Source organism: Candidatus Neomarinimicrobiota bacterium, assembly GCA_018647265.1.
Taxonomy (GTDB): domain Bacteria; phylum Fidelibacterota; class Marinisomatia; order Marinisomatales; family TCS55; genus TCS55.
Genome location: JABGTK010000041.1, coordinates 1 through 15,866 on the forward strand (window position 1 = coordinate 1; position 15,866 = coordinate 15,866).

Here is a 15,866-nt window from a genome sequence, read left to right on the forward strand (position 1 = left end):
AAGTCTGAATCATTTAGCTTTTTGTTTGTATCTTTTCTTTGGGTCATGGCTTTTCTCCTTTTATTTGATTCTTGTCAAAACAAATTTAAGAAAAAACTGTGACCCCTTTTTTAAAAGTACAGAAAATTAAGGACATAACTGATAAAAATGATAACAGTTTAATTTTAATCTAATGAATTTACTCGTTCCATTAAGCGAACGATTAAATGTAGGGACCTTTCTCTCTTGATCTGTTTCAAATGACTGGACAGCTCCTTTTTACTTAAAGACTTGAGTGATTTTATTTCTTTTTGCGTTAGTCTCTTGATATTTATTTTTTTATCTGTTTATCTGATTGTTTATTAAGATTCCCGATAAATCTATTTTCCATTTTTCAATTTCATTCGAAAATCTTCTCACTTTTATTTTTTCACCAAACTTTGGCACCTAATCACTAAAAAAGGGTTCTATATCATTTAGAAAATCTATTTTTAAATAAATTCCAAATTGTTATTCTTCCAAAAGCTAAACAAGAGACAGCCTCTTCCAAAATTAATTGAATGGTAAACGTGATTTTTCGAATATTCGAAAAAATCGAGTTATTGTTAAAAATAATATAATGTTACTCCCATCGCTCTTGCTCCCCTCCGAAACAGGGGTTATATTCCTCGGCTTTTTTAACCGAATAATAATAAAACTTAATGAATAGTAAACTGACACCAAGATTTTTAATCATCGGCCTTGTACTCATCTGGGCCACCTGGGCCATATGGCCAACCTTTCAATATCAGAATTTATCTGACACCGAAAAGGAATCACTGCGCCAAGAAGGAAAACTCGTACAGATAGAGTCACGCACTATCAAGCAGGGTCTGGACTTAAAAGGCGGTATGTATATTGTCCTAGAGGTAAACCTACCCATCTTGCTAGAGAACCTTGCAGAAAACAAGGATAGTAAATTCAACCTTGTCATTGCTTCTGTTCAAGATAAACTAATCCAATCGCCAGAAGCTGATTTTTTCACTTTGTTCACATCCGTAACAAAAGAAAACAATCTTAAGCTGTCCCGTTATTATTATGATTACGGTTCAAGCAATAGCGCAATTCTCACTGCTCTAGGAGAAGAAGCGGAAGATGCCATCAACCGTGTTTTGGAAATTTTACAAAATAGAATTGACCAATTCGGTGTTGCTGAGCCAACAATCCAAAAACAAGGTAACCAAAGAATTATTGTAGAATTGGCCGGTGTTCAAGATTCTGAAAGAGCCCGCACTTTACTAGAAAGCACTGCTCTTCTTGAATTTTACCTTGTGAAAGATGTAACTATAACAAATGAGATTATGGTTAAAATCGATCAAGCGCTTAAAGGCGATGAATCCATTGCCGCCATCACCAAAACTGCTTCACCGGAAAAAATAGATGAACCAGAAAAAAGCGATGATGAGACAGTATCTGTAAGTGACCTTTTTGGAGAAACAGAAAATTCCGAATCTGAATCCGATGCAAATGCAATTGAAGAAGCACAATTTGCTGATCGTCCTTTTTCTACTCTACTTAGAAATCTGGGACAGTCAATTGGCGTCCCTGAGAAAAATGTTTATGCTGTTAAAAAAATATTAGAACGACCAGAAGTGCAGGAAAAACTTGCGGCAGTTGGCGGTATATTTTTATTTAGCCATAAAGCAGAAGAATATCCACTCGTTGATGGAACCGTTGAAAGTATGTATAGCTTATACCTCGTTGAGGATGAAGCAGAACTCACCGGCGGTGTTGTGGATGAAGCAAAAGCAAACTTAGGTCAACAGGGATCTAGTTCTGCTGGACAGCCCATTGTGAACTTATCTATGAATACAGATGGTGCCCGAAAATGGTCCATCGTAACCGGTTCCAATGTGGGCCGCAAAGTTGCGCTTGTTCTGGATAAAAAAGTACACATGGCACCTAATATTAAGGAAAAAATTTCCGGAGGCGGTACTCTTATCGAAGGTTTCGCCAATATTAATGAAGCAAAAGATATCGCTATTGTACTTCGTGCCGGTGCATTACCTGCGCCTGTAGACATAATTGAAGAACGGGTCGTAGGTCCTTCATTGGGCGCTGACTCAATTCGCCGCGGCACACAATCTGTCCTGATTGGGCTCGCACTTGTATTGTTATTTATGATGGTGTATTACAAGATGTCTGGATTGATAGCAAACTTTGCACTAATATGGAATATTATCCTCGTACTGGCTGTGTTAGCTTCCTTGGGGGCAACATTAACACTCCCTGGTATTGCAGGATTGATTCTAACCGTAGGTATGTCAATCGATGCCAATGTAATTATTTTTGAACGTATCAGAGAAGAATTACAAAAAGGAAAAACACCAAGAGCTGCAGTTGATGGCGGATATAGTCGCGCACTTACGACCATTATTGATGCCAATGTTACTACAGTTATTGCTGCATTGGTATTGATGCAATTCGGTTCAGGCCCCATTCGTGGATTTGCCACAGTACTATTCTGGGGTATCCTCATCTCTATGTTCACAGCCATTTTTGTAACTCGCACAATTTTTAACTCTTTTACCAGCCGCAAAGGCTTAACCAAGTTGAGCATATGAGAATTATTAAAGACACGAAAATTAATTTTATGAGTCAGCAAAAGCTGACTACACTTTTATCCGCATTCTTAATTATTGCCGGGGTGATTTCTCTGGCGGTGAATGGCGGACCAAAACTAAGTATCGACTTTAAGGGTGGTACCATGGTCTCCGTGCAGTATACAGAAGCCATGGATGTAACCGTAGTTCGAACAGCTATGGGAAATGTGAATATTGATGGACAATCCTTCGATTTCAGCCGTGAAGAGATCAAACACTTTGGAGGCTCGGCCGCAATCTCAGTTCGTGTACCACACATTGAGAATGCGCCAAATAATTTTGCCCAAAAAATTGTGGACCACCTATATAATGCATTCCCGGGAAAGGTGCCTGAAAACAAAACAGATTTCATTCTAGGTAAAGGTACAGTGGGACCAAAAATCGGATCTGAACTAAGTGGAAAGGCCATCATGGCTATCATTTCTGCTTTAGGATTAATCCTGCTTTATATTTCCATTCGGTTTGAATTTCGATTTGCTTTAGGTGCAATCGCTGCCTTAGCTCATGATGTTCTCATAACATTGGGAATATTTTCGCTTATGGGATACGAGATCAGCCTGCCGATTATTGCAGCATTCTTAACCATTGTGGGTTATTCTCTCAATGATACGATTGTTATTTTTGATCGAATCAGGGAAAACGTGAAAGCTTCAAAGAAGGAAACATATAATTTAATTGTCAACCAAAGCATTAACGATTCACTATCTAGAACCATTATCACCTCATTAACTACCTTTATGGTTGTGTTCGTGCTTTGGTTATTCGGTGGTGAAGTAATTCACAATTTTGCATTAGCTATGATCATTGGTGTTATCGTTGGAACTTATTCTTCGATTTTTATTGCCAGCCCCATAGTGGTTCATCTGCATGAGAACGCTACGAAATAATTTCAGTTTTAATATATTATAAAAAAAGCCCCTCGCATTCTGCGGGGGGCTTTTTTATTTCTGTCAGATGAATTGAAATGAAAAATTGATCAAATCATTTCTAAATTATTATTCTGCAACGATATGTAATCTCTCCGTTGCAATCCACACTCACATGTTTTTTAATTTCTAAATATTGTCTTTTCCCAATTAAACATTTTCACACACCAGAAAATGGCCAATCCTGCAAAACCAAATAAGGACAAGTATACTTCTGCCATATAGAGCGGATTAATCACACCTGCAATAATATCCTTTGAAGCAAGTGATACATTTAAAACTGGTATTAATGCCGTCACTGAATTGAGTTCCATCCCCGGCAATGTGCCAATAACCGCCGGAAAAATAATGACAATATTTAATGGAGCTACAATGCTTTGGGCTTCTTTGAATGATCTCGCATAGATTGAAAGCCCCAACAACATGGCGCTGAAAAAAGCAGCCACCGGTAATACCAATGTCATGATTAACCCAATCGTTTTTGGATTAAGAACCTCATTGATCACCATTAATATCTCGGGCGGAATATCAGGAATACGTTGAATCCCCACGGCCATTCCACCTAATGCAAGAAATGCTGTTAAACATGCAGCTAACAGTACTACTAGGAATTTTCCCAAAACAACATCCAGTCGACTTGCCGGCGAGGAAAGAATGGTTTCTAAGGTACCCCTTTCTTTTTCTCCAGCGCCTAAATCAAGAGCAGGATACATGGCACCCATAAATCCAAAAATTATAAATACATATGGAAACCATCCACCTGCGATCTTACCAAATTTTTCCTGTCTCGAAGCAACATCTTCATAATTAATCGCGTAGGCTCTGACTACTTCTGGTTTAAGGTTGAGACGATCCATTCGCTCAGCCACAATACGATCTTCAAATTTATTCAAGACACCCTTAATCCTGGTTTTAGTCACCCCAAAAGAATCGGTACCCTTAAATTGAATTCTGATTTTGGCTTGACCATTTTTGGCGATAGTCTCTTTATAAGCGGGATCAACATGAATCGCCACATCAAGGAATTCCTGTTGTATATATGACTGAATACTATCCTTTGGAATTTGATCTAGAATGATAACTTTATCCATATCGGCAAATGCCTGATACAAATCCGGTGCATATTCCTGACCATAGATTTGAACTTTTAATTGTTTCTCACCAGCCTTTTCTGCCATTGACTTGGTGATTTTAAATACGGTACCTAAAAGAACCGGTATGAGTAAAAGCGGAACAACAACCATCATCATGATGGTCCGTCTATCCCGAGTTATGTCGATTACTTCTTTTTTAGCAATAGTGAGGAATTTCATTTTTAGGCCTCCCCTACTCTATAGATGAATTCATCTTCAAAAGTTGGCTGTGTCATTTCAGATTTAAATTTGTCTAAAGTATCGTTATAAAAGAATCTGCCTTTATATATAATGGCAATATCATCACAAACCTGGTTTACTTCCCCCATACGATGGGTAGAAAAAATTACTGTTTTCCCTTCTTCTCGACAGGAACGAATCAAATCCATTATAGCCCGTGATGTCATTACATCTAAACCGGAAGTAGGCTCATCAAATACCATTACAGGCGGATCGTGAATTATGGTTCGCGCAATAGATGTTTTTTGTTTCATTCCGGTACTCAAGCGAGAAATTCTGCGATCCGCAAAACTGTGCATATCCAAAATGTCAAAAATGCGATCTTTTCGTTTATGAAAGATTGCCTTATCCATGCCGTGAAGATCAGCAATATATTTCACCATTTCTGTTGGTGTCAGGCGGTCATAAAGGGCTGTTTGTCCAGTCATAAAACCAATCTGCTCCCGAACTCTCTGACCATCAGAAACAGAATTGAAACTCGAAACTGAAATGGTTCCAGTTGTTGGTTTTAGCATTGTTGCTATCATCCGCAGGGTGGTTGTTTTGCCAGCGCCGTTGGGGCCAAGCATTCCGAAAATTCGCCCCGGCTGACATTCAAAACTGATGTCATCCACAGCACGCAGTGTTTTGGAATCTTTATATTCGTCACCCAGTTCTCTACGCTGTTTTCGACTGAGGGAAAAATCTTTTACAAGGTTTTTTACATTAATCATTTTATTCCTTAGGATTAATAGATAGGAAGATAGGAAGATAGGAAGATAGGGAGATTAATTATAATAGACTGAAGAGCCAAGACAATAAGTGAAAAGTTGATCTTTACATTATTTATTGATTAAATCAATCTGCTATTAATATATATTCATGAATATGAAATTAAAGATTTATATACTTTATGCATTAATGATTTCCTGTTGGGGAACGACTTGGTACTTTTTGAAAATCAGTCTTCAGGAAACACCGTTATTCTGGGGCCTCGCATTACGCTTTATTTTTGCCGGAATGATCTTTTGGGTCTTTTACTTTATTAAAAATGAACGGATAAAGTTTACATCCGAGATCAAAAAGGTTTACTTCTTATATACATTCCTAAATTTCACCCTTTGTTATTTCCTAACCTATTGGGCCATGAGATATGTGTATTCTAATTTAGGATCGATCCTTTGGAGTTTATTCCCATTATGTGTGGCAGGGATGGCCCATTTCTATTTACCGGATGATAAACTTAATTTTAGAAAAACCTTAAGTATGGTTGTGGGATTCATTGGTACAATTTTGATTCTTTATAAAGGCGAATCATTGGGGATGGGAAATGTTGTTTATGGAATTATTGCTATTTTAATCTCTATTGTTTTGGCGGCATGGCCCAACATCTATTTAAAAATGCACCATACAAAAATAAACACTTTCCATCTCAATGCTGTAGGAATGACTACATCCGGAATTATTATGATGCTTATTTCTTTTATTCTAGAGCAAGGTCAATCCATGCCCATGGATAGTAAGAATCTGTTTGCATTAATTTATCTGACAGTCCCGGGTACAGTAGTAACGTGGGGAATCTACATTTGGCTTTTCAACCATATGCGTGTCAGTCAAATCAGTTATGTGGCTTTCTTTCCCCCAGTGATTGCCATTGCCATGGGATGGATTTTTCTTGGCGAAGAGCTTCCAATGGTTATAATAATCGGAGCCAGTTTAATCATATTGGGCGGTTTCCTTATTAATTATCAAACAAGAGTTAGGGAGATTATTTCAGAACCGGGGTTATTATCGGTAACTGAAGACTGATTTATTTATTTTTGCTGTAAATTCCAACATGATTCAATACACCATTACCGATTCTCCAATCGGAAAATTATTGATTTCCAAGTCTAATAAAGGAATCACTCATATCCTTTTCGAATATCAAATTTCTCAATTTGAATCCATAATTAAAAAGAAATTTCCAGACGAAATAATTGTACGGAATGACACATCTCTATCTAAAACAGTTAAACAGTTAAACGAATATTTTTCCGGAGAAAGACAGGTTTTTAATATTGAGCTGGATTTAGTTATGCCACCCTTTCATCAGAAAGCATTAAATGTTGTTGAAATGATACCTTATGGCAAAACAATCTCTTATAAAGATGTGGCGGCGCATGCCGGCAATATTAAAGCTGTCCGCGCTGCAGGGTCAGCTAACGCCAATAATCCCATTCCGATTGTTATTCCTTGTCACCGAGTATTAGCAACAAGTGGAGGACTCGGCGGTTATGGCGGTGGATTGAAAATGAAAAATTACCTTCTGAACTTGGAAGGTGCCCTTTAACTTTCCACCTTAATTTTTCATAAAATAAATTTAAATCAATATGTGGCAATCAATTAAACGACGAATTTTTGCTGGCCTTTTGGCCATTGTACCCATTGCGGTTACTTTCTGGATCCTTAAATTTTTATTTTCCTTTACCGATGGTTTGGCATCGCCTTTCTTGAGGCGTTTTGGTGTCGAGATTCCAGGACTAGGTATAATTTTAACAGTAGTCTTTATTTTTACTCTAGGTTTATTTGTGACAAATGTCTTGGGTAAAACACTTTTTAATTGGGGCGAACGAATCCTGGCTAAACTTCCCATTGTAAATACAATCTATAATACCATTAAGCAGATTACTTCCGCCTTTTCTGGGTCGACAGTAAAATCTTTTCAACAAGTCATTTTTATTCAATATCCCCGTGAGGGATTATGGACCATGTGTTTCGTAACCAATCAGTCCAAAAATGACAGTGGCGAAGAATTTTATCATGTATTTGTTCCAACAACACCTAACCCCACATCCGGAGTATTTATTGTAGTACCTAAAAAAGATGTGGTACATCCTGATATTTCAGTTGAAAATGGACTGAAAGCTATTATTTCCGGCGGCATCCTCGATCCTGGAAAATCCCTAAGCGACCGATTACCAAATAGGCCATGAGTGAATTCACCTACTTAGTCCTGCTCCTTTTTACGAGTTTCCTAGCAGGCTCTACCCCAACAAGCATAATAATGGGGCAACTCATAAAAGGTATTGACCTTCGAGAACATGGTAGTGGTAATGCTGGTGCCACAAATGCCTTTCGGGTCCTAGGGTGGAAACCGGCATTGGTGGTGATTAGTATTGATATATTTAAAGGATGGTTTCCCGCTGCTGTTTTAGCGCCAGTATTTTTTAGCGCTCAAGTAATTCCTGACCTTGGGGTAGTTCAAATTCTCTGCGGATTCTCTGCCGTATTAGGTCATACCTATACCATTTTTGCCGGATTCAAAGGAGGCAAAGGCGTGGGTACTTTAGGCGGAATGCTTTTGGCCTTATTCCCTACTGCTTTTCCTTTTTGCCTGACTATTGCAGTCTTAACGATCATCTTCACAGGATATGTATCTCTGGCATCTATATTGGCAGCGTCATCATTACCAATATTTTTATTGATATTACCACCATTCTTCGGTGCAGAACCGGCGCCCTTATCCCTGATAGTATTCAGCCTCTTGATTCCCTTTTTTATTATTTATACACACCGTAGCAATATTCAACGGTTGCGCAGTGGTGAAGAGAATCAATTTGTTAAAGCGATGATCTTCAGAAAAAAATAATTATTATAGATTAAATCTGATGCTGAGTGGCAATATGAAGTCCTCGATCTACCTGTTTACCGTTATAAAAACCCCACCCATAATCTATCCGTAATATTTCAACAAATGGTGCTTGAAACTGGAAAGTAATACCAGAGCCTGAAATGGGTTTAAGGTTCAATAAATTCTTAAAATCATTTTTTGTTGTTACCCCCAAATCAATAAATGCGCCTACTGTCAAACCAAATTCATATAAATTTGCCAGAGGTAAACGAGGTATAATCACTTTTCTCAATTCGATTGCCGTTTTCAAATTGTGAAATCCAAATCGGTATTCTTGTTCGGAATCATTGTAGTTGGTATAGTTTGGATACTGCCATCCACGAACAGAACCAGAATTACCCATAGATGTTAAAAAGTTCTGATCCTTAGTTCCATAATTTATTTGGGCTTTAATGCCCCAAGCAAGGATCCATGGTTTAGCATCTTCAATATGACTTAAGCGTTTATAAAAACTATAGGACTGGAACCAAATAAAATTATTTTCAATTTCCCCATTCAGATCAAAACGGCTTACAAATGCCTGCTTAAATAAAACACCTTTGGTTGGATTGGCATAAAGGTCCCTGGTATCATAATGGAAAGACCCCATAGGGGCAAAATATTGATAACTGAATTTTATTGAATCATTCTTAAAATCCATTGCTTCAATTTCAAAACCAAGAGATGCTTTTTTTTCATAACCAAAAAATCGCCCCATATTGAATTCAATTGTTTTGAGATCGACATCATATGGGAGAAAAGGGTGCCTAAACATTACCTTTGCAATATCGGCTTTTAGGGAGACGTGATCCCCCGTAATCCATGGGTTTAAATAGGAAACGCCAAATGTGGTTCTTCCGCCAAGCATGAGTCCCATTCCCAGCATTTCATTTCGGCCACGAAAATTTTTAAACATTCCGCCGCCGCCATAGGACCATCCCGTTTTTTCTTCATAACTAGGAACAGGTCCTCCAATAAACCTACCTCCATAGAATTTATTATTCTCGAGAATCTCATATTCCAAGCGAACATTTTTATTATCTAAAGGAATGGCGCGCCAATTTACGTCGGCAAAAATCCCCAAATTTAGCAGTCTATTTCTGTCCGCAATTGCAACAGTACTATCCAACGGAACATCCAGAGGATGTTGAATCTCTCGAGAAATGATATAATCCTTGGTGAACGAATTACCTCTATAGATTATCTCGGAGACAATCAGTTCCTGGCAAAAACCAAGGATGGGTAAAAGAAAAAGAAATCCCCGCAATTTCATAAAAAGTTTTATTTAAATATCGATGCTACGCAAAAGAAGTTTCTTTTGATATTCGATTCCTTCTTCTGAATACATATCATCAATGGCTGTTCTCAGTTTTTGATCAACAACTGTGCTATTCATTTGAATTTGAACGTGACTTTTATCCAACTCACGCACCTTTAAAACTGTTTGGTTATTTTCATATTTATGAAAACCATCAGCAAATTCCCGAGGTGTACCATATTCCATAAGAAATTTATATTTGATCACATCGTCAGCAATAAGTTGCGGGAACCCGGTGGGCTTCAACTCAATAGTTCGTAATACCCCATTCAATATAAAATGAGATGGTTCATGGTTGTTTGAACTGTAAATATAATCCACGTTAATAAAATGAAGTTCCACTGTTTCAATGGTTAAACGAGTTATAATCTGAAATAAAACTTTGGAACGTTTTAGGGGTAGTTTATACCCTGTTGGCAAATCAATAACCTCTTCCCAATATTCTACCGTTTGAGCTGAGTCTATCACATTAGACATAACAGTGGGCATACTCATACCCCATTTCGCCACAAGATGTCGATCCACAGTCCAGCCTTCCGGAAGTGTTTGGACTTGGAATGATGAGCGAGTAGAACGCTGCCGAGGAGACGGTTTACTAGATGTCTTCTTAGCTTCTTCATTATTCTGGGAAGATTTTTCTGTTATATTTTTTTTGGGAATTATAAATACTTCAGGTTCCGGTGATTTGCTTAAGGCACAACTCATGAGGGGAACACTCAAAGTTAGGAAAATTAATTTATAAGCATGCTTCATAAAATGTTCTATTTTTTCTTGGGTGGATGTTGTGGATGTTCATTTCCCCGATGGCACACCCAACAGGAAATTTCATGAAAATTAAGATCATTCATTGTTTTATTGGATTGTTGAACCATTGCCATCATTTGACGAGCGACTTTTTTATGATCCTTTTCATCGCTGGAATAATCAGTCAAATTATGGCAGAAATTACACTTAACACCCAATTCGGGTGCTACAACAGATTTCATAAATTTTACTAATTCACGTTTAGTTTTATAATGTAACACCTTCACATTTTTCAATTCAGATTTCTGTGCAAACAGAAATCCGCTTATAAGCGCAATAATAATATACCTTTTCATAAGTCTTCTCCTAAAACCACAAGTGTAATTGGGATAAAACTTCAACTCCTCTCGGTGATTTACCAGCGGATAAATGGGATGATCGGATTTGAAATTTGATATCTACAAAGGGTAAAGGTACATAATTCAATCCAAAAGTGGTACGACGAATTGCATCTTTTGTATATTTTATACTTTCGTCAAAAAAATCAATTCGCCCCGATATATTCCATCCTCGTTTAACTTTCCATGTCAATTCACTATAGCTGGCAATGGATCGACCTGACACCAAGTTTTCAGCAATAGTTACTTCTCCTATCCAAGATATATCTCCGCGGGCAATGCCGCCATACACGTTAAACATTTGCAATCCTTTTTCGGCAATGGATTCTTTTAAATAAGAAATCCCTATCATTTTATTCCATGACCCATTTGAGATGAAATGCTCTAAACGAATAAAAGAAGACTGGGACTTATCATTTAAATAGCCTTTTGCCAATCCGAATGAATAATGAGTGTCTCCCCTGTATTGACCTAATTCTAAAAGGGGTGCATTTTTAAGTGTAGGAATAAAGGGCATTCCCTCCCGATTATTACCATTCACTAGTTTAATATTTCCACCTCGCGTGAAGACTGTATGGTCAGCCAATTTCAATCCAAATGTCGGTTTCCCAAGTCCAGCTTTTAGATATCCGTTAAATCCATTTAATCGGAATTGAAAAGCCAAATCTGATTGAAGGGTTGCTAATTGGGCTAATGCAATTACCTTACCCACTTCAGTTTTTATTTGAATGTTAGCTTGCATCGGAAAAATGGCAAGGCCATCGGGTAAATCACCATTATTTTTGGAGACAGATTGGATTCGCACATCACCGCCAAATTGAAAATGCTTTAGGATAATTCCGGTATAACCTGAAATTTTATCAGGAATTTTACGTGCTAAATCATCTAGGCCATAAGCGATCCCATAATCATTCCGCAGTCCCCCACCCGTTGGATCAAAGTGACAAAGAATACAAGATGAACCACTTTCCAATGCATAACGAGGGACGGCCCAGAGAATAGTAGAAAAAAGAAATATATAAAGGAGGAATCGGTTAAAATATCGAATAATCAATTGTTCAGAGCACCTTGGTCTATCCACTTTTTTACCAATTCGATTTTTGAATCACTCCATTTGCTTGCGGGCTCAGGGGGCATGCGATCACCAAATGCTATTCCTTGCAATTTTTTGATTATTAAACTTTCTCCACTGTTTTTTGGAATCACAACAGGACTATTATTACTGCCTGCCTTCATTAAGTTTGTGTAATTACGAACAGATAGTTTACCTTGATTACCGTGGCAATTTATACAACTGGCATTAAAGAGTGGTTGAATATCATCATTAAAACTGACATCTTCTGGAAGTTCTTCGTCCTCCTTAGGATTATTTCCAAAATCACTACAGGCGATTAAACCTATAAAAAGAATGGGGAATATTTTTTTCATTTCGAGTAGAAACAAAAAAGCCCCGTAATGCTACGAGGCTTTTTTGTCGAGGAATTAAACGGTTATTTCCGTCCTCTTGCCATTGGGGCACGAGAGACATGACCATTTTTATCAATGAAGTAAAGGTAACCAGATTCACGCTGAACACCAGCATCGGCTACTTTTTCTGCATTCCCGCCACCTTTACCGGCACGGGCCATCTTTGAACGCCATACATTACCATCTTTTCCAAGGTAATACAGGTAACCGGATTCTTTCGAAACTCCAGTTGATTTTACTACTTCAGCCATAAGAATGACCTCCTTTAGTATGTTGTTGTTTTTACTACATGTCAGTTATCGTCGGTAAGTGTACGAGTACTCGTCTATAAAAAGCAAGAATTTTCTCGAGGAGCCTCCGAGGAGAATAAATGGCCTATTTTTGACTTATTCTGTCACCCTCCAATCCCTTAACTTCTCGCCGCTAATTTTAGCGCCATTTGCCCCGGTAGCTCAGCTGGATAGAGCAACGCACTTCTAATGCGTAGGTCACAGGTTCGAATCCTGTCCGGGGTACTAAAAACCCCCGTGTTTATCTTTCGTAGTGAAACGTAGATAGACGGGGGTTTTTATTTTAAAAATAAAAGACTAAATTGACCAAATAGAAGATCCTCCCTTCTTCGTATATTTCCAATCCTTTCATTTCATATTGAGGTTCAAATGAGGAAATACTTACTTTCATTAAATGTTCTATGTTCAATCGTATTTGCGAATGGCGTAAACGCTGACCAATTTAAAAATCTGAAATTCCGTTTTATCGGTCCTGACGGAAACCGCGCTATTGCTGTGACAGGCGTTTCTTCAGACCATAATACATATTACGTAGGCGCTGCTTCTGGTGGCCTCTTTCGTACAAAAAATAATGGCATCTCCTGGGAACCCATATTCGATGACCAGGATGTGTCATCTGTCAGTGCCCTGGCAGTCTCACAAAAGAATCCCAACATCGTCTGGGCTGGTACCGGTGAAACTTTTGTCATTCGCCCTGCCCATGCAATTGGGGATGGAATTTATAAATCCATTGATGGTGGTGATACATGGACCAATATGGGATTGGAAAAAACAGCACGTATCGCTCGCGTTGTCATCCATCCTGAAAATGAAAATATTATTTATGCGGCAGCTTTAGGTCATACTTACGGACCTCAAAAAGAACGGGGTATTTACCGCACAACCGATGGCGGAGAATCTTGGAAGCAAGTCCTCTTCGTTGATGAGAATACAGGTGGTATCGACATTGCAATAGATCGGAATAATCCCAATTTTTTACTCGCTGCCATGTGGGAAATCAACATTAATTCATGGGGACTCAATAGTGGTGGCGAGTCTGGCGGTGTTTTCATTACTCGTGATGGGGGCGATTCCTGGGAACGACAGGACAAAAATGGACTTCCTGGCGGAAAAGGAAAACCGGTTGGGAAAGTGGCTATTGCCATTGCCCAGAGCAATCCCAACATCATGTATGCATTATGCGAAGAATCACACCCCGGTTTATACCGAACGGATGATGGTGGCAAGTCTTGGCATCTTGTAACGCGGAATCACACCCTAGCTGAACGGGCACCATATTATATGCGCATGGCAGTGGCCCCGGACAATCCTGAAAAAATTTATGTATTAAATGTACAGTTTAGCACTTCTGACGATGGAGGAAAAACTATCAAATCTGGCTATGCTGCCGGTGGTGATAACCACGATATTTGGATTGACCCGGAGGATGGCGACCGCATTATGGTAGCACATGACGGTTGTGCCTCTATCACCAATGATGGCAAAACCTATAAGCGTATTGTCCTACCTATCGCCCAGATGTACCACGCCCATGTGGACGATCAAATCCCTTACAATGTTTATGGAAACCGCCAGGATGGCTATTCCTATCGTGGTCCCAGTAACAGTCGTGAATGGGGTATAAATCTTGGCCATTGGCGGGCGTTCGGTGGGTGCGAATCAGGGTTTGGTATCCCCGACCCTAATGATAATAATATTATCTGGTCCGGTTGTTATGACGGCGGACTGGAAGTTTATAATGTGAAAACCGGCCACGCCCGAAACGTACGCGTTTGGCCCGAAACGGGCTATGGGGTTGCACCGAAAGATATGAAATACAGGTGGCATTGGACTTTCCCAATTCACATTTCTGAACATAAAAAACATGCCGTTTATGTTGGGAGTCAATTTGTTCATCGTTCCACCGATCTTGGCCAAAGTTGGGAAATCATTTCTCCCGACTTAACACTTAATTTGAAAAGTCATCAACAAAGTTCAGGCGGCATCGCTATTGATAACCTTATGACATTTGACGGGTCCGTCCTTTTTGCCATTACTGAATCACCACTCAAACAAGGATTGATATGGGTTGGATCTAACGATGGACAGGTTCATCTCACGAAAAATGGCGGACGCAGTTGGAAGAATCTTACGGAAAATATTAATATGCCACCTTGGGGAACCATCTCCAATATTGAAGCATCCCGATTTAATAAGGGGACCGCGTACATTTCTGTGGACTTCCATCAAATGGGTGATTTCGACCCTTATATATATAAGACAGAAGATTTCGGACAATCATGGACCCGTATTAATGGTGATATTCCAAAATCCTATTCCAGTTTTGTCCACGTGGTTCGAGAAGATTATCAAACGCCCGGTGTTCTTTATTCAGGGACAGACAATGGTGTTTACGTTTCTGTAGATGATGGTGATAATTGGACTCGCATTAAAAACAACCTTCCGCCGGCGCCGGTTTATTGGATCAGCCTCCAAGAGCGGTTTGATGATATGGTTATCGGTACTTACGGTAGAGGATTTTATATCCTCGATGATATTAGTCCATTTAGAGAATTGGCGAACGCCAATAAAGAAAATGTAAATTTTATGCCAGTTCAGGATGCCTATCGATTCCAGACTATCCAAAGCATAAAAAATGATGGTGCCAGCCTCATCCGTGGGCAGAATCCCGCTTATGGGGCCAACTTGGATTTCTTCCTTCCGGATACGAATGCGAAAGATATATCCATTGCAATACATGACCAGAATGGAAATGAAATTAGAAAACTCACACAGCGTAAAACCACCCAAGGGGTTAATCGTATCATGTGGGACTTGCGTTATGAAAAAACGAAAACGGCAAAACTCAAGGTGAATCCTCGCGGCGTCGATTGGGTCACATATAACAAAGATGGGTGGCGCCCACTTCGCACTTGGGATATTGATGTAAATAGTGGGAAGCTGGGCCCCAAAGCAGTGCCGGGGAATTACAAGGCCATCCTCAATGTTGATGGAACTGAGTTTACTCAATCATTTAAAGTTTTGAAAGATCCCAATACAACGGGAACAATAAAGGATATAAAATCTCAATTCAAATTCCTCATGACATTGCGAGAAAC

General features: G+C 39.0%; 15 protein-coding genes and 1 tRNA gene. 8 read left to right on the forward strand and 8 right to left on the reverse strand.

Annotated elements, in window-relative coordinates:
* The first annotated feature begins 680 nt into the window (after positions 1–680).
* Together secD and secF are read left to right on the forward strand one after the other, a co-directional pair.
* Positions 681–2,582: a protein translocase subunit SecD gene (gene secD / locus HN459_02890; protein MBT3478387.1), complete on the forward strand. Its 1,902-nt coding sequence runs from the start codon at positions 681–683 to the stop codon at positions 2,580–2,582.
* The gene (gene secF, locus HN459_02895; GenBank protein ID MBT3478388.1) at positions 2,579–3,508 is read left to right on the forward strand and encodes a protein translocase subunit SecF; all 930 of its coding nucleotides are present in this window, start codon (positions 2,579–2,581) and stop codon (positions 3,506–3,508) included. The genes secD and secF overlap by 4 nt, the downstream gene beginning before the upstream one ends.
* 161 nt (positions 3,509–3,669) lie before the next feature.
* Here the strand turns inward: secF and HN459_02900 are convergent, their stop codons facing one another.
* The gene (locus HN459_02900; GenBank protein ID MBT3478389.1) at positions 3,670–4,860 is read right to left on the reverse strand and encodes an ABC transporter permease; all 1,191 of its coding nucleotides are present in this window, start codon (positions 4,858–4,860) and stop codon (positions 3,670–3,672) included.
* Between the two features lie 2 nt (positions 4,861–4,862).
* Entirely contained in the window at positions 4,863–5,633 is a 771-nt protein-coding gene (locus HN459_02905; GenBank protein ID MBT3478390.1) for an ATP-binding cassette domain-containing protein, read from the reverse strand.
* Between the two features lie 148 nt (positions 5,634–5,781).
* Between HN459_02905 and HN459_02910 the strand changes: the two genes are divergently transcribed.
* The 4 genes from HN459_02910 to plsY are packed head-to-tail and all read left to right on the forward strand — an operon-like array spanning position 5,782 to position 8,530.
* A complete protein-coding gene (locus HN459_02910) occupies positions 5,782–6,708 on the forward strand; it encodes a DMT family transporter (protein ID MBT3478391.1) in 927 nt (308 codons plus the stop codon).
* Between the two features lie 28 nt (positions 6,709–6,736).
* Positions 6,737–7,231, forward strand: coding sequence for a methylated-DNA--[protein]-cysteine S-methyltransferase (locus HN459_02915; protein MBT3478392.1), 495 nt, complete (start codon positions 6,737–6,739; stop codon positions 7,229–7,231).
* Between the two features lie 40 nt (positions 7,232–7,271).
* Positions 7,272–7,874 carry a DUF502 domain-containing protein gene (locus tag HN459_02920; GenBank protein MBT3478393.1) on the forward strand — a complete coding sequence of 201 codons (603 nt, stop codon included), beginning with the start codon at positions 7,272–7,274 and terminating at the stop codon, positions 7,872–7,874.
* On the forward strand, positions 7,871–8,530 hold the full coding sequence (plsY, locus tag HN459_02925; protein ID MBT3478394.1) for a glycerol-3-phosphate 1-O-acyltransferase PlsY: 660 nt from the start codon (positions 7,871–7,873) through the stop codon (positions 8,528–8,530). Before HN459_02920 ends, plsY begins: the two co-directional genes overlap by 4 nt.
* Before the next feature lie 10 nt (positions 8,531–8,540).
* Here the strand turns inward: plsY and HN459_02930 are convergent, their stop codons facing one another.
* The 6 genes from HN459_02930 to HN459_02955 all read right to left on the reverse strand — a co-directional run bounded on the left by HN459_02930 (position 8,541) and on the right by HN459_02955 (position 12,729).
* Positions 8,541–9,824, reverse strand: a complete 1,284-nt coding sequence (locus HN459_02930; protein ID MBT3478395.1) for a BamA/TamA family outer membrane protein — start codon at positions 9,822–9,824, stop codon at positions 8,541–8,543.
* A 12-nt stretch (positions 9,825–9,836) separates the two neighbouring features.
* Positions 9,837–10,574 (reverse strand): hypothetical protein, encoded by a 738-nt coding sequence (locus HN459_02935; protein ID MBT3478396.1) that lies wholly within the window; start codon positions 10,572–10,574, stop codon positions 9,837–9,839.
* A gap of 56 nt (positions 10,575–10,630) precedes the next feature.
* Complete coding sequence (locus tag HN459_02940; GenBank protein MBT3478397.1) at positions 10,631–10,969, reverse strand: c-type cytochrome; 339 nt, start codon at positions 10,967–10,969, stop codon at positions 10,631–10,633.
* A 10-nt stretch (positions 10,970–10,979) separates the two neighbouring features.
* Positions 10,980–12,092: a hypothetical protein gene (locus tag HN459_02945; protein MBT3478398.1), complete on the reverse strand. Its 1,113-nt coding sequence runs from the start codon at positions 12,090–12,092 to the stop codon at positions 10,980–10,982.
* Positions 12,062–12,439 (reverse strand): hypothetical protein, encoded by a 378-nt coding sequence (locus HN459_02950; GenBank protein MBT3478399.1) that lies wholly within the window; start codon positions 12,437–12,439, stop codon positions 12,062–12,064. The genes HN459_02945 and HN459_02950 overlap by 31 nt, the downstream gene beginning before the upstream one ends.
* Positions 12,440–12,501: 62 nt before the next feature.
* Positions 12,502–12,729: a hypothetical protein gene (locus HN459_02955; protein MBT3478400.1), complete on the reverse strand. Its 228-nt coding sequence runs from the start codon at positions 12,727–12,729 to the stop codon at positions 12,502–12,504.
* A gap of 190 nt (positions 12,730–12,919) precedes the next feature.
* Here HN459_02955 and HN459_02960 point away from each other — a divergent pair.
* Positions 12,920–12,993 (forward strand) — tRNA-Arg (locus tag HN459_02960).
* A gap of 144 nt (positions 12,994–13,137) precedes the next feature.
* Positions 13,138–15,866: glycosyl hydrolase (locus HN459_02965; GenBank protein ID MBT3478401.1), on the forward strand; the 2,729-nt coding region annotated here is incomplete at its 3' end.

What these genes read in the sequence shown, in the direction of transcription:
- secD (MBT3478387.1), top strand. Translation starts at nt 681, where the DNA reads ATGAATAGTAAACTGACACCAAGATTTTTAATCATCGGCCTTGTACTC.
- secF (MBT3478388.1), top strand. Translation starts at nt 2,579, where the DNA reads ATGAGAATTATTAAAGACACGAAAATTAATTTTATGAGTCAGCAAAAG.
- HN459_02900 (MBT3478389.1), bottom strand. Translation starts at nt 4,860, where the DNA reads ATGAAATTCCTCACTATTGCTAAAAAAGAAGTAATCGACATAACTCGG.
- HN459_02905 (MBT3478390.1), bottom strand. Translation starts at nt 5,633, where the DNA reads ATGATTAATGTAAAAAACCTTGTAAAAGATTTTTCCCTCAGTCGAAAA.
- HN459_02910 (MBT3478391.1), top strand. Translation starts at nt 5,782, where the DNA reads ATGAATATGAAATTAAAGATTTATATACTTTATGCATTAATGATTTCC.
- HN459_02915 (MBT3478392.1), top strand. Translation starts at nt 6,737, where the DNA reads ATGATTCAATACACCATTACCGATTCTCCAATCGGAAAATTATTGATT.
- HN459_02920 (MBT3478393.1), top strand. Translation starts at nt 7,272, where the DNA reads ATGTGGCAATCAATTAAACGACGAATTTTTGCTGGCCTTTTGGCCATT.
- plsY (MBT3478394.1), top strand. Translation starts at nt 7,871, where the DNA reads ATGAGTGAATTCACCTACTTAGTCCTGCTCCTTTTTACGAGTTTCCTA.
- HN459_02930 (MBT3478395.1), bottom strand. Translation starts at nt 9,824, where the DNA reads ATGAAATTGCGGGGATTTCTTTTTCTTTTACCCATCCTTGGTTTTTGC.
- HN459_02935 (MBT3478396.1), bottom strand. Translation starts at nt 10,574, where the DNA reads ATGAGTTGTGCCTTAAGCAAATCACCGGAACCTGAAGTATTTATAATT.
- HN459_02940 (MBT3478397.1), bottom strand. Translation starts at nt 10,969, where the DNA reads ATGAAAAGGTATATTATTATTGCGCTTATAAGCGGATTTCTGTTTGCA.
- HN459_02950 (MBT3478399.1), bottom strand. Translation starts at nt 12,439, where the DNA reads ATGAAAAAAATATTCCCCATTCTTTTTATAGGTTTAATCGCCTGTAGT.
- HN459_02955 (MBT3478400.1), bottom strand. Translation starts at nt 12,729, where the DNA reads ATGGCTGAAGTAGTAAAATCAACTGGAGTTTCGAAAGAATCCGGTTAC.